Annotated in this window: 9 protein-coding genes; 4 read left to right on the forward strand and 5 right to left on the reverse strand. The window is 68.6% G+C overall.

Translation table 11 applies throughout. The annotated features are described in order from the left end of the window. Positions 1–425 precede the first annotated feature (425 nt). Entirely contained in the window at positions 426–2666 is a 2241-nt protein-coding gene (gene parC, locus ACTHK2_RS07045; protein ID WP_440244998.1) for a DNA topoisomerase IV subunit A, read from the reverse strand. A 308-nt stretch (positions 2667–2974) separates the two neighbouring features. Between parC and ACTHK2_RS07050 the strand changes: the two genes are divergently transcribed. Next, positions 2975–4072 (forward strand): choice-of-anchor Q domain-containing protein, encoded by a 1098-nt coding sequence (locus ACTHK2_RS07050; protein ID WP_440244999.1) that lies wholly within the window; start codon positions 2975–2977, stop codon positions 4070–4072. 170 nt (positions 4073–4242) lie between these two features. On the opposite strand, the gene ACTHK2_RS07055 is transcribed toward ACTHK2_RS07050, so the two are convergent. Further along, positions 4243–5199: a LysR family transcriptional regulator gene (locus ACTHK2_RS07055; RefSeq protein ID WP_440245000.1), complete on the reverse strand. Its 957-nt coding sequence runs from the start codon at positions 5197–5199 to the stop codon at positions 4243–4245. Between the two features lie 245 nt (positions 5200–5444). Between ACTHK2_RS07055 and ACTHK2_RS07060 the strand changes: the two genes are divergently transcribed. Both ACTHK2_RS07060 and ACTHK2_RS07065 read left to right on the forward strand, forming a co-directional pair. Continuing rightward, entirely contained in the window at positions 5445–6287 is an 843-nt protein-coding gene (locus ACTHK2_RS07060) for a hypothetical protein (protein ID WP_440245001.1), read from the forward strand. Positions 6288–6361: 74 nt separating this feature from the next. Further along, positions 6362–6766: a DUF805 domain-containing protein gene (locus ACTHK2_RS07065; RefSeq protein ID WP_440245002.1), complete on the forward strand. Its 405-nt coding sequence runs from the start codon at positions 6362–6364 to the stop codon at positions 6764–6766. 36 nt (positions 6767–6802) lie between these two features. Here ACTHK2_RS07065 and ACTHK2_RS07070 read toward each other — a convergent pair whose 3' ends face one another. Together ACTHK2_RS07070 and ACTHK2_RS07075 are read right to left on the reverse strand one after the other, a co-directional pair. Then, positions 6803–9736 carry a protein kinase domain-containing protein gene (locus tag ACTHK2_RS07070; protein ID WP_440245003.1) on the reverse strand — a complete coding sequence of 978 codons (2934 nt, stop codon included), beginning with the start codon at positions 9734–9736 and terminating at the stop codon, positions 6803–6805. Beyond that, on the reverse strand, positions 9733–10386 hold the full coding sequence (locus tag ACTHK2_RS07075) for an ECF-type sigma factor (protein ID WP_440245004.1): 654 nt from the start codon (positions 10384–10386) through the stop codon (positions 9733–9735). Before ACTHK2_RS07075 ends, ACTHK2_RS07070 begins: the two co-directional genes overlap by 4 nt. A 179-nt stretch (positions 10387–10565) precedes the next feature. Here ACTHK2_RS07075 and ACTHK2_RS07080 point away from each other — a divergent pair, with 179 nt between their 5' ends. Further along, positions 10566–12059 (forward strand): hypothetical protein, encoded by a 1494-nt coding sequence (locus ACTHK2_RS07080; RefSeq protein WP_440245005.1) that lies wholly within the window; start codon positions 10566–10568, stop codon positions 12057–12059. 6 nt (positions 12060–12065) lie between these two features. Here the strand turns inward: ACTHK2_RS07080 and cfa are convergent, their stop codons facing one another. Beyond that, complete coding sequence (gene cfa, locus ACTHK2_RS07085) at positions 12066–13184, reverse strand: cyclopropane fatty acyl phospholipid synthase (protein ID WP_440245006.1); 1119 nt, start codon at positions 13182–13184, stop codon at positions 12066–12068. Positions 13185–13257: the final 73 nt, after the last annotated feature.

Genomic DNA, 13257 nt, shown 5'->3' on the forward strand with positions numbered 1-13257 from the left:
GGACCCGACGGACAGCAGCTGGTCGACGATGGACAACCTGCTGGTCGGCACCGCCAACTGATCCCGTCCTTGGGATGAAACAGGAGGCCTCCCTCGCGGGAGGCCTCTTTTTTTGTGCCGTCGAAGGGCTGGCGAACGGACGCGCGATGGTCGGCGTATGCGGGAAGAGAGCCTCCAGCAGCGCATTGCGCGCTGCGCACGAGGCGGCGCGCCGCGCTGGCGGCGATTGGATGGAGAACTCGTGCGGCGGCGCGGGCAACGGCTATGCCCGCAGGAGGATGGCGTTCGATGCGCAGTGCTAGCCGCCGAGGGCTCGTTGGACGCTCGCATCATCTCGATGCGCCAGGCCCGCGCCACCGCGCCCGTAGCCATCGTGACCGCGGCGACCGCATTGTCGTGCCCGCCGGCGGTGCCTCGCGCTGCTCTCAGCCGGTGGTTTCGACCCGCTCCACGCGCTGCAAGCCGCGCGGCAGCAGCGATCCGCGCGTCGCGCGATTGCCACCGTACTCGACGAGGTCGTTCCACTTCAGCGTGAGCTTGCGCTGGCCGGCGTACAGCGTGACTTCGCCGCGTCCTTCGGCGACCACCGCGACGCCGGCGACGCGTTCACCGCCGGAGAGTTTCGCCTTCGGAATCTCGATGAGCTTGTTGCCCTTGCCGCCCTTGTCGAGTTCGGGCAGCTCGGCGACCGAGAACATGAGAAGGTGCCCCGCGTTGGTCACCACGACGATGCGATCGCGCGCGGAATCGGCGACCAGCGCAGGCGCGAGCACGCGCGCGTCGTCGTCCATGTTGAGGACCTGCTTGCCGCCCTTCTTGTTGGCGAGCAAGGTCTCGAACTTCGTCACGAAGCCGTAGCCGAAGTCGGATGCGAGCACGAGTTTGGTCGCGGCGTCGGCGATCGCGACCGCGTCGAAGCGCGCGCCGGCCGGGAGCGCGAAACGCCCGGTCAGCGGTTCGCCGTTGCCACGCGCGGACGGCAGCGTGTGCGCGGGCGTCGAGTAGCTGCGCCCGGTCGAATCGATGAACGCGGCCTGCTGCGTCGTGCGTCCCTTCGCGCTGGCGAGGTACTTGTCGCCCTCGCGGTAGCCGAGTTCGCTCGCGTCGACGTCGTGGCCCTTGGCCGCGCGCGCCCAACCCTTCGCGGACAGCACGACCGTGACCGGCTCGCTCGCGACGAGCGCTGTATCGTCGAGCGCCTGCGCCACCGCGCGTTCGACCAGCGGCGAGCGGCGCGCGTCGCCGTACTTCTTCGCATCGTCCTTTAGTTCGTCCTTGATCAGCGTCTTCAGGCGCGCCTTCGAATTGAGGATGACGTTGATGCGCGCGCGCTCCTCCTCGAGCTGGTCGCGCTCCTCGTTGATCTTCATCTCCTCGAGCCGCGCGAGCTGGCGCAGGCGTGTCTCGAGGATGTAGTCGGCCTGCTCCTCGCTGAGGCGGAAGCGCGCGATCAGCGCGGGCCTCGGCTCTTCCTCGGTGCGGATGATGCGGATCACCTCGTCGAGGTTGAGGTAGGCGATGCGCAGGCCTTCGAGCAGGTGCAGGCGGCGTTCGACCTTGGCGAGGCGGTGCTGCAGGCGCTTGGTCACCGTCTCCGAGCGGAAGCGCAGCCATTCGGACAGGATCTGCTTGAGGTTCTTGACCTGCGGCTTGCCGTCGAGGCCGATCATGTTGAAGTTGACGCGGTAGCTCTTCTCGAGGTCCGTCGTCGCGTTGAGATGCTGCATCATCTCGTCGAGATCGATGCGGTTGCTGCGCGGGATCAGCACGATGCGGATCGGGTTCTCGTGGTCCGATTCGTCGCGGATGTCCTCGAGCATCGGCAGCTTCTTCGCGCGCATCTGGTTGGCAATCTGCTCGACGATCTTCGACGGCGACACCTGGTACGGCAACGCGGTGACGACGGCGTTGCCGTCCTCCTTCTTCCACACCGCGCGGCAGCGCACCGAACCGTTGCCGGTCGCGTACATCGCGGCGAGTTCGCTCGCCGGCGTGATGATTTCGGCCGCGCTCGGGAAGTCGGGCCCCTTCACGTGCTCGCAGAGCTCGGCGATGCTCGAATCGGGTTCGTCGAGCAGGCGGATGCACGCGCTCGCGACTTCGCGCAGGTGGTGCGGCGGGATGTCGGTCGCCATGCCGACCGCGATGCCGGTCGAGCCGTTGAGAAGGACGTGCGGCACGCGCGAGGGCAGCCACGACGGCTCCTTCAGGGTTCCGTCGAAGTTCGGCACCCAGTCGACCGTGCCCTGGCCGAGTTCCTCGAGCAGCAGCTCGGCGATCGGCGTGAGTTTCGACTCTGTGTATCGCATCGCCGCGAACGACTTCGGATCCTCCTGCGAACCGAAGTTGCCCTGGCCGTCGATGAGCGGGTAGCGGTACGAGAACGGCTGCGCCATCAGCACCATTGCCTCGTAGCACGCGCTGTCGCCGTGCGGATGGAACTTGCCGATCACGTCACCGACCGTGCGCGCCGACTTCTTCGGCTTCGACGCGGCGTCGAGACCGAGTTCGCTCATCGCGTAGACGATGCGCCGCTGCACGGGTTTGAGGCCGTCGCCGACGAAGGGCAGGGCGCGGTCGAGCACGACGTACATCGAGTAGTCGAGGTACGCGCGCTCGGCGTAGTCCTTCAGCGGAATCTGTTCGTGGGTCGCTTGCAGGTTCATCGAAAAATCCAGTCGAAACAATGGGCCTACCGCGCTTGGCAGGCAGCCGCGCATTGTGCCGCAAGCGCGGCGCCGCAGGTAGCGGCCGGCCGTCCGCGCGGGGCAGGTGCGTTTCCCCGTGCACGCAACCGCGTCGACAACACGGTTCGATTCCGTTTCCCTTCAACGAGGGCAATAACCATGGGTTATCGCGCGATGACCGTCGACGATGACGATTCACTCCTTGCATCGCGCGATCACATCATTTCATTGGAATAGCGACGTGCGCATCGATAGGGTGCGCCGCCCAGGCTAGCGGAGGATGTGACATGCAGTATCGGGTCGGGAAGGCGCGTGGACGACGATGGTCGCTGCTGGCGCCGATGATGGCGCTGCTCGGCGCAATGCCCGCCGCGCCGGCGATGGCGGCGGTGTTCTGCGTCGATTCGGAGGCAAGCGCACAAGCTGCGCTGGACACGGCGCGGACGAACGGCCAGGCCGATGCCGTTAGGTTCGTGGCGGGCGTCTATCCGCTCACCTCCGGCCTCGACTACGCGACCGGCCAGTCCGGGAGCGATCACAAGGCGCTCGTCGTCAGCGGCGGCTTCAACGCCGCATGCACGGCGCGAACGGGCACGACGTTCCTCGACGGGCAGGAGCAGGTACAGCCGCTGCGCCTTTCGTTCACGGGCGCCGATGTCGTCTCGGTCGACCACCTGAGCCTGTTCCGCGGCATGACGGAAGCCGGTTCGTACTACGGCGGCAACATGCAGGTCTACATGTTTGACCAGGCGGGCGGCGCGAAGCTCACGATCGACGCGGTCCGCTTCCTGCTCGGCGGTGCCGAGGCGAACACCGGCGGCCTCTACGTGACCGGGTGGGGCTCGGTCGTGGTGACCAACAGCCTGTTCGCCGGCAACGCCTCCGGCTACAGCCCGGCCGCTTCGATCAATCTCACCGGTGCGCTGCATTTCACCGGCAACACGGTGACAGCCAACAGCGTGGAGGCAGTCGATGCCAGCCCGGCCATGTACCTCCACGCGCAAGGCGGCTCCCATTTCTGGCTCAGCAACAACATCATCTGGGGCAACGACAATGCCAGCCAGGATCTTTCATTGCTTAGCGGGGGCATCTACGACCTCGTCTCGAACGACATCGGCTCGTACTCGGGCGCGCCCGGTGCGGGGAGTGGCGGCAACGTTTCCGTCGATCCGCAATTCGCCGCCTGCGGCTTGCTCTGTTTCGACAAGCCGCTCAAGCGCTCATCGCCGCTCGTCGACGCTGGCAGCGACGCGCCGCCCGGCGGACTCACCGCCACCGACGCGCTCGGCGTGCCGCGCGTTATCGGCGTGCACGTCGACGTTGGCGCCTACGAACTCGACCGTCTGTTCGCGGACGGTTTCCAATCTGCGGCATTTCCGTTCTAGCCGCGCTGCTGCCACCCACGTGCCGAAACGGGCTCGCAAGAGTCGGCTGGCCTTCGAGGTCCGCTTCCATCTCGTATGGGGCACAGGGTCGCGCCGACCTATGCATCACGCGACCACGAAGTGCCTGGACGATCGACCGGGGATGTCGACTGGCCGCAATGGTGCGGCGACTACGCGGTGCCGCGTCCCTTCGCGATCATCCTGCGGTTCGCCGCGATCAACGCATCATCCGCGACCGCCTTGCCCTCGTGGCCAAGCTGGTAGGCGTCGTAGTGGCGCGCGCATTCGCGCGTGAGCGTGTCGATGACCGCGCGGTGCAGCTTCGTGTAGTAGGGCTGCGCGTGGTAGTGCAGGAACACCGGCACCTCGTACGGACGGAAGCCGGGCACCATGCGCACGTGGTGCTCGGGACGGATCAGGTGCAATGGGACGACCGCACGGCCGATGCCTTCGGACACCGCGTCGATGAGGCCGTAGATGTCGTCGAAGTACGCGCGCAGCATCTTCGGCACGGTCGCGCCGGTCTGGATCAGGAAGAAGCGTTCGGTGAAGTTGTCGCGCGGCTCGTGGTCGACGTAGCAGTCGTCGCGACCCTCATGGCGTGCCGACTCGATCAGCACGTTGCGTTCGATGCCGAGTTGCACGTTCTCGATGCCCATGCGCTCGCACTCGGACAGCGACACGCTGAAGTCGACCTTGCCCTCGATCAGGAGGTCCTGCAGCTCGTTCACCTCGGCCTTGATGAATTGGCAGGACAGGCGCGGGTGCTCGCGCAGCAGGCCGGCGATCGCGGGGATCAGCACCGAGCGCAGGCACGAGGAGAATGAAACCAGCCGGAAGAAGCCGGAGATGCCGCCGGCGGCGCCGACGAGGCTGTCGAGGAGTTCCTCTTCCTGGCGCTCGATCGAGGCGGCGTGACGCTGCAGGATGCGTCCCGACTCGGTGAGCTCGAGGCCGCCGCGCAGGCGCACGAACAACGCCTGGCCGAGGGTCTCCTCGAGATTCTGGATGCGCTTGGTGAGGGCCGGCTGGGTGATGTGCAGGCGCTCGGCCGCGCGCGAGAAATTGAGTTCGCGCGCCAGCGTCATGAACGACTCGATCTGCGTCGACGACAGGCGTGTTCCCATGCGCGCCTCCCCGGATGTCCTCGCCAGTATAACCCCGCGTCATCGGTCGATTCCGGCGCCTTGTCGCGCTGGCACCGGGCCATTCCCGGACCCCCGCCGTGGCCCCTCGCCACGCTCCGCGTCGTTGACGAATGCGCGCGTCGGATCCGCCGCCGGAATCCGTTTCGTCAGATGAGGGCGGTCGTGGCCACCCCGTTCGGTATCACCCGCGAGGGTATTTCGAGGTTCCTGGAGGACACGATGTCATGAACACCATCCTGCGCCTGCTCCCTGCCGGTCTCGCGTTCGCGTCCGGGCTCGCGTTCGCCGACGGCTCGTGCACGCTCTACAACGACGGCAAGGCGATCGCGTTGAAGCACGCGTACGCGTACCGCATGCCCGACCCGTTCGACAAGGGCAAGCAGATCACGCGCATCGTGTTCGCCGACAGGCCGATCGACGCCGCCGCGCTCGCCGATGCGAGCGATCGCGACAGCGCCATCGACGACCAGTTGCACGAAGCGACGCGCGTCGACCTCAACCTCGAGGCCGACGGCAGCGTGCAGAACGTGAACACGCACATCGGCTATTCGAGCGGCTCGCAGAGCGGCAGCGGCTGGTACACCGTGTCGCTGAAGCGCAACGACGACAAGCGCGTCGAGGGCAGCTTCCGCAGCAACGACGAGGAGGACAAGAAGAGCGGCCGCTACTACGACCTCGCCTTCGCGCTCGACCTGCCCGGTGCGCCCGACCTCGGCCCCGCGCTGCCGGCGAACGGTGGCGAGCAGGGCAAGGCGTATCTCGCCTATCTCGCTTCCCTCAGGAAGGGCGACATCGACGCGATGGCGAAAGCGATGACGAAGACGCGCGCGGACGAGCTGCTCGCGCACCGCAACGATGCGGACTTCAAGATGATGTTCGGCTTCATCCAGGGCCAGGCGTTGCGCGATCCGAAGTACGTCAGGGGCAACGCCAAGGGCGATCGCGCGAAGCTCGAATACACCGGCAAGGACGCCGACGGCAACGCGGTGACGAGCACCGTTTCCATGCTGCGTGAAGGCGGCGCATGGAAGCTCGAGAAGGAATCGTCGAAGACGACGTTGCAGTAGTACCGAAGTGGCAAACCCGCCCGCGGCGCGGGGTCGCGGGCGTCATCACGACGTGGCACAAACGGGAGAGAGACATGAGCTGGACTGAGTTGCTGTTTTCGTTCCAGGGTCGCATCGGCCGCGCCCCATACTGGTACTTCGCGCTCGCGGTCACCGTGCTGTACGGCGCGCTGTTCGCATACGCGGGCGCGTCGATGTTCAGTGCGGCGAGCCTCGGTGACGCCAATGCGATCTCGCAGAGTGGTAGTGGCCTGGCCATGACGATCGTGCCGATCGTCTCGCTGCTGCTGCTCTGGCCGAGCCTCGCGATCTGCGCCAAGCGCTGGCATGACGTCGACAAGTCGGCGTGGTGGATCCTGATCGCGCTCGTGCCGGTCGTCGGTGGCCTGATCGCACTCGTCTTCAACGGCTTCATCGCCGGCACGCCCGGCCCGAACCGCTTCGGCAACCCGCCGGGTCGCACGCTCGCGGCCGCCTGAGGTGGTACGCGGCGGCCGCAGGATCGCGGCCGTCGCTCAGCGTTGCGCGAGCCGTGCGCGCAGCGCGCGGTGATAGGGAAGGGCGGCGTCGAGCAGCGGCTCGACGCCGTCGCGCAGGGCGCGGGCCTCGTCCTTCCTTCCTTCGGCGGTCAGCGCCTGCGCCAACGCCACGTTCGCTTCGAGCATGCGCGGGTGCGCAGCCGGATGCACGGTCGCGCGCAGCTTCAGCGTTTCGCGCAGCAGCGCTTCGGCCTCCTGCGGCTTGCCGAGCGCAAGGTCGGCGAGCGCGAGCGCATACAGCGCAAACCCGAGTTTGGGATGGTCGGCCGGGTACGCCCTGCGCGCGTAATCGAGGGCCGAGCCGGCGGTCGCCGCCGCCGTCGTCGCATCGCCGACGGCGAGCTGCACTTCGGCGAGGCGCGCGAGGGCGAGCGGTCGAGCGACGTCGGTATCGGGCACCGATGCCGCGAGGGTCGTCGCTTCGACGAGCAGCGGCAGGGCCTCGTTGTCGCGACCTTCGAGGTGCAGCACTTCGCCGAGCGAGGCCTGCAGGCGCTTGAGCCGCGCGGTGTCGTCGGGCTGCTGCTCCTGCTGGATCGCGATCGCCTCGCGCAGCACGCGTTCGGCTTCCTCGTCGCGGCCGAGCAGTGCGAGCACGTCGCCGAGGTCGTTGCGTGCGCCCTGGTCGGCCGGGCTGCGCGGCCCTTGTGCCTGTTCGCCGAGCGCGAGCGAGCGCCGCAGCGTTTTCTCCGCATCGTCGAGACGACCGACCTGCGCGTAGTCGATCGCGAGCGCCTGGTAATGCGTCGCGAGTTCACGCGGTGTCGTGACGCCGGGGCGTTCCGCGCGCGCAGCGAGCGCTTCGCGCTCCGGCAACGCCTCGAGGTAGCGTCCACGCCGCTCCATCATCGTGATCAGGTTGCGCTCGGCCGACAGGGTTTTCTGGTGCGTTTCGCCGACGAGCTTGCGGAAGATGCGAACCGCTTCGCGCAAGGCGTCTTCGGCGGCCGCGAGGCCTTCCTTGCGCCAGGCGAGTACCAGCGCGAGTTCGTTGAGCGCGTGCGCGACCTCGAAGCCGTCGTCGCCATACACCGCGCGGTAGCCTTCGACGCCCTTGCGCGAGGCGCGTTCGGCCTCGTCGAGTTCGCCGCGCGTGGCGAGCGTGTAGCCGAGCAGCAACCAGAGTTCGGCGACCGAGTCGTCGCGATCGCCGAGGGCGGCGCTGTCGCGTGCGACCGCCTCGCGCAGGAACTTCTCCGTTTCCGCCGCATCGCCCTTGCCGTCGAGCGCCTGCGCGATCGAGATGTCCACTTCGGCGATCGTCTTCGCTTCGGTACCGGGTTCGGCGAGGTAGAGCGCGAGGCTTTCGCGCGCATGCGCGAGCGCGTCGTCGAACTGCGCCGCCACTGCTTCCCATTGCGTCAACGCGAGCAGCACGCGCGCGCGCACGCTCGCGGGCATCGAGGGCGCCGCGGCGAGCTCGCGTGCGCGCTGCAGCGCACGTCCCGCGCTGTCGGTGTCGCTGAGGCTGAGGTACAGCTCGCCGAGCTGGGCGAGCACTTCCGCCTGCAGCGCGGGCTGGCCGGCGAATCCATCGGCGAGGCGTTCGCCTTTTTCGAGCAGCTGGTGCGGCGTGATCGGCTCACCGCCGTTTTCGTCGGGGCTCGCCTGGCGGATCACGTCGGAAAGGAACTGTTGCATCGCTTCCGCGCGGCGCGCCTGCGCGAGCGCGCGCTCGGCTTCCGCGGCGCGCGCACGCGCCTGCCACAGCGCGATCGCGGTGGCGGTGCACAGGGCGAGCAGGGCGACTGCCGCGATCGACACGGCGAGGCGGTTGCGGCGGACGAAGCGGCCGATCGTGTAGGCGAGGCCCGGACGAGCGAGGGTGAGCGGGCGATAGTCGAGCCAGCGCGCGAGATCCTCGCGCAACAGGGCGACGGAACCGTAGCGCTGCGCCGGCGCGGGGTCGAGCGCATGAGCGATGATGCGGCCAAGGTCGCCACGCAGCAGGCGCGCGACGGTCTTCACGGCGTCGTCGGCGGCCGTCTCGCGCGTGTCCTCGCTCGCGCGGCGCGCGAGTTCGGCGGTGGTCCAATCGCTCGTGCGCTCGCGCGCCGCACCCGGCAGGCGGCGGCCGACGACGAGTTCGTACAGCAGAAGGCCGAGCGCGTACACGTCGGTCGCGGTGGTGACGCGATCGCCCCGCAATTGCTCGGGCGCGGCGTATTCCGGCGTGAACACGCGCGTCGCGGGGGTCTTCTCGTCGGCGGGGTCGAGCACCTGGGCGATGCCGAAGTCGAGCAGCTTGGCGACGCCGTCGCGGCTCACGTAGACGTTCGACGGCTTGAGGTCGCGGTGCACGACGAGCTGCGCGTGTGCGTGCGCGACCGCGGTGCAGACCTGGTCGAACAGCGCGACGCGCGCGCGCACGTCGAGCGCGCGCTGCGTGCAGAAATCGAGCAGCGGCTCGCCGTCGACGTATTCCATCGCGAGCCAGGCACGGCCGTCGTCGGTGCCGGCGTCGACGAATGCGGTGATGTTCGGGTGCGCGAGCGCGGCGAGGATGCGCCGTTCGCGCGCGGCCAGCCGCGGCGCCGATGCGAAGCGGTCGAGCAGCTTGAGCGCGACGCGCTGGGTAAAGTCCGCGCCACGGCGTTCGGCGAGGTACACCGTGCCCATGCCGCCCTCGCCGAGGCGGCGCAGCAGGTGGAATGGCCCGACGCTCGCCGGCATGCCCGCGTCGGTGTCGAGCAGTCGGTCGAACGCCTCGGACAGGTGTTCGGTCGCCGCGGTCACGCCGCCGTCGAAGAGCGTGCGTGCCGCCTTCGCAAGTTCGGCATCGGTTGCCGCGACTCGCTCGATCTCGCGGTCGCGTTCGGTCGCATCGAGTCGTTCGAGCCGGGCGAGCAGCTCGCGTACTTCGCGCCAGCGCTCCGGTGCGAACAGCGGCTCGCCGGCACCGGTGGTCACGGCGCGCCGCCGAGCGCGAGTCGCAGGTAGTTGCGGGCGAGGTCGAGATCGCGGTGCACGGTGCGTTCGGTCACGCCACGCAACTCGGCGATCTGCCTGGCGCTGAGGCCGCCGAACATGCGCCAGGCGAACGTCTCGGCTAGTTCGGCATCCTGGCGCTCGAGCACGCCGAGCGCCTGGTCGATCGCGAGCGCGCGCTGGGCGTCGGCATGGATGTCGGGCAGGCCGTCGTCGAGTTCGGTGCGCACGAGATCGCCGCCGCGTTTCTCGGCGAGACGCTCGCGCGCGTAGTCGACCACCGTCTGGCGCATCGCGCGCGCGGCGAGGTTGAAGAAGTGACGCCGATCGTTGATCGACTCGAGCCGGCCGCGCGCGAGCTTGAGGAACGCCTCATTGACGAGCGCTGTCGGCGTGAGCGTGGCCTGCGCGCCGGCGCGGCCGAGCTGGCGCGCGGCGATGCGGCGAAGCTCGGCATAGATTTCCGCGTAGGCGCGGCCGCCGGCGTCGCGGTCGCCGCTGCCGGCCGCGCGCAGCCATTCGGTGAGTGGTGACTGCTCTTCGGTCACGTCGAGTTCGGTCCCCCGCGCGAGCGGCAGGTCGCGCCGGTCCGCAGCATAGCGCATCGCCCGCAGGCCGGCTGTCGGAGCCACCGCCGCATTCCGTTCCAAGCAGTAAAGGCCGAGGGAGCATCGACATGGACCGGGCGATCGACCGTGGAGCGGACCGTGTCGCGGAGGCGTTCGCAGGCCGTGCGATGCGGTTCGTGGAATGCCCGCGGTGGCGTGCCGCGAGGGTGCGCGACGCACGTGCCGGTCGAAGCGGGCGATCCATGGCCGCCTCCGTCCTGCTGGCCAGCGCGGTCCCGGCAGCCGCCGCGACATTCACCGTGACCAACAGCGCCGACAGCGGCCCCGGTTCCTTGCGCCAGGCAATGAGCGACGCCGAGGCTGCGGGTGGCGGCAACACGATCGTGTTCGCGATCCCGGGTGGCGGCCCGCACGCGATTGCCCTCGCGAGTCCGCTCCCTTCCGTCAATGGCGTCTTGACCGTCGATGGCTACACCCAGGCCGGCAGCGCACCGAATTCGCATGCACCCAAGCAGGGCGGCCTCGATGCACAGCTGATGATCGTACTCGTCGGCAGCGGCACCTACGGCTTCGCGATCCAGGGCGGGCAGGCGTCGCTCACGGTGCAAGGCTTGGCGATGCACGGCTTCAGCGACGCGATCATCGGCAACAACAACGGCCCCAATGGCTCGCACCTGACGCTCTACGGCAACTACATCGGCACGCAGATCGACGGCAGCGCGCTGCCGGCGCAAGGCAACAACGGTAGTGCGGTCCGCTGCGGCTACAGCAGCGCGCAGATCGGTGGCACGCTGCCGTGGCAGAGGAATCTCCTGTCCGGCAACGGCGGTGCCGGTGTGCTGGCCAGCGGGCCGGTCGTGATCGAAGGCAACCTCATCGGCACCGACGCCGGCGGCACGCTCGCGATCCCGAACGGCACGGCGAACAACTGGGGCGGCATCATCACCGGCTCGCGCACGGGCGTGCGCATCGGCGGTGCGGACGTCGCTGCGCGCAACGTGATTTCCGGCAATCGCCCCGTCGGCATCGGTGCGTGGGCGAGCTTCGGCCCGGGCGGACCCGTGGGTTCGTTCGAGATCAAGGGCAACTACATCGGCAGCGACTGGAGCGGCCAGCACGCACTTCCGAATGGCTTCCCGGAACCGAGCGCGGCGCAGTTCGGCGCCGGCGTCCAGATCCAGGGCGGCGACGGCAGCGCACTGCCGATCGGCGGCTACGGCGAAGGTGAGGCGAACCTCATCGCCTTCAACATGGGCGCGGGCATCGTCGCCGGCACGAACGTGGCAGGCGCCGCGTTCGACAGCCGCGCGAACCCCATCCACCACAATCGCGGTGCCGGCCACGCGAACATCGATATCGGCGGTGCGGGGCCGACGGCGAACGATCCGGGCGACGCCGACACGGGCAGCAACCACGCGCAGAACTCGCCCGAGTTCGTCGCGGCAAGCCAGGTCGGTGACGAGGTCACGGTGACCTACCGCGTCGACAGCGCGATGGAGAACGCGGCCTATCCGCTGCGCATCGATTTCCATGCTGACGTCGCCGGCGGCGCCGGTGCGTGGCTGGGCCAGGACAGCTACCCCGCGACGAGCGCGCAGCAGTTGCGCACGATCACCTTGCTCGTACCGGCCGGCGTGCGTGCGATACCGTTCGTCGCGACGGCGACGGATGCGGACGGGCACACGAGCGAGCTCTCGCGTGCGTTCGACGTGATCTTCGAGGACGGGTACGAGTAGTGCGCCTCAGCGCGGTGCGCGATAACCGCCGCGCACGCCGCGCGGCGACAGCACGAGCTGCCAGAGCTGGTTGCGCCGCGCGCGGAAGGTCGCCGCGGATGCCGAGAGGTAGTAGCGCCACATGCGGCGGAATCGCTCGTCGTAGCGCGCCTGCAGGCGCGGCCATGCCGCATCGAAGTTGGCGCGCCAAGCCATCAGCGTGCGGTCGTAGTCGGCGCCGAAGTTGTGCCAGTCCTCGATCACGAACAGGTCTTCCACCGCCCGCGTGATCTGCGCTGCCGACGGTATCATCGAGTTCGGGAAGATGTAGCGCTCGATCCACGGGTCGGTGTGGTTGGTCGACACGTTCGATCCGATCGTGTGCAGCACGAACAGGCCGTCGTCGGCGAGGCAGCGGCGCGCGACTTCGAAGTAGCGCCGGTAGTTCTTCACGCCGACGTGCTCGAACATGCCGATCGAGAAGATGCGGTCGAAGCGCTCGTCGAGCGCGTGATAGTCCTGCACGCGGATCTCGACCGGCAGGCCCGCGCAGAGCTTCGCCGCGAGTTCCGCCTGCTCGTGCGAGATCGTGATGCCGACGCCGGCGAGGCCGTAGCGTTGTGCGGCGTACTTGAGCGCCTCACCCCAGCCGCAGCCGACGTCGAGCACGCGCATGCCACGCTCGACGCGGAGCTTGCGCAATACGAGGTCGAGCTTGGCCAGTTGTGCGGCGTCGAGGCCGACCGCCTCGTTCCAGTAGCCGCAGCTGTAGACGAGGCGGCGTCCGAGCATCGCGCGAAACAGGTCGTTGCCGAGGTCGTAATGGCGTTCGCCGACTTCGTACGCGCGCCTGCCGCGCTGCGGATTGGCGATGCGCGCCTTGAGAAACAACCAAGCATCGTCGAGCGTTCCGACGCGCTCGTCGAGCCGCGCGTCGAGCAGGCGGAACAGGAAGCCGTCGAGCGAGTCGGTGTCCCACCAGCCTTCCATGTACGCCTCGCCGAGGCCGAGCGAGCCGTGCGCCAGCACGCGCGCGTAGAGGCGATCGTCGTGCACCGCGAGATCGGTGGGTGCGTGGCCGCCGATGCGCACGCCGGCCGCTTCCAGCAGGGAAGCGATGCGTTGTTGCGCGCGTGCGGTACTCATGATCGATCAGGGGCCGCGGACCTCGACACGAAATCAGGACACGGCGCGCCTGAATCAACCCCGACCGCTTCCG

Source organism: Dokdonella sp. (genome assembly GCF_051958935.1).
Taxonomy (GTDB): Bacteria; Pseudomonadota; Gammaproteobacteria; order Xanthomonadales; family Rhodanobacteraceae; genus Dokdonella_A.

What these genes read in the sequence shown, in the direction of transcription:
- cfa (WP_440245006.1), bottom strand. Translation starts at nt 13,184, where the DNA reads ATGAGTACCGCACGCGCGCAACAACGCATCGCTTCCCTGCTGGAAGCG.
- ACTHK2_RS07050 (WP_440244999.1), top strand. Translation starts at nt 2,975, where the DNA reads ATGCAGTATCGGGTCGGGAAGGCGCGTGGACGACGATGGTCGCTGCTG.
- ACTHK2_RS07065 (WP_440245002.1), top strand. Translation starts at nt 6,362, where the DNA reads ATGAGCTGGACTGAGTTGCTGTTTTCGTTCCAGGGTCGCATCGGCCGC.
- parC (WP_440244998.1), bottom strand. Translation starts at nt 2,666, where the DNA reads ATGAACCTGCAAGCGACCCACGAACAGATTCCGCTGAAGGACTACGCC.
- ACTHK2_RS07055 (WP_440245000.1), bottom strand. Translation starts at nt 5,199, where the DNA reads ATGGGAACACGCCTGTCGTCGACGCAGATCGAGTCGTTCATGACGCTG.
- ACTHK2_RS07080 (WP_440245005.1), top strand. Translation starts at nt 10,566, where the DNA reads ATGGCCGCCTCCGTCCTGCTGGCCAGCGCGGTCCCGGCAGCCGCCGCG.
- ACTHK2_RS07060 (WP_440245001.1), top strand. Translation starts at nt 5,445, where the DNA reads ATGAACACCATCCTGCGCCTGCTCCCTGCCGGTCTCGCGTTCGCGTCC.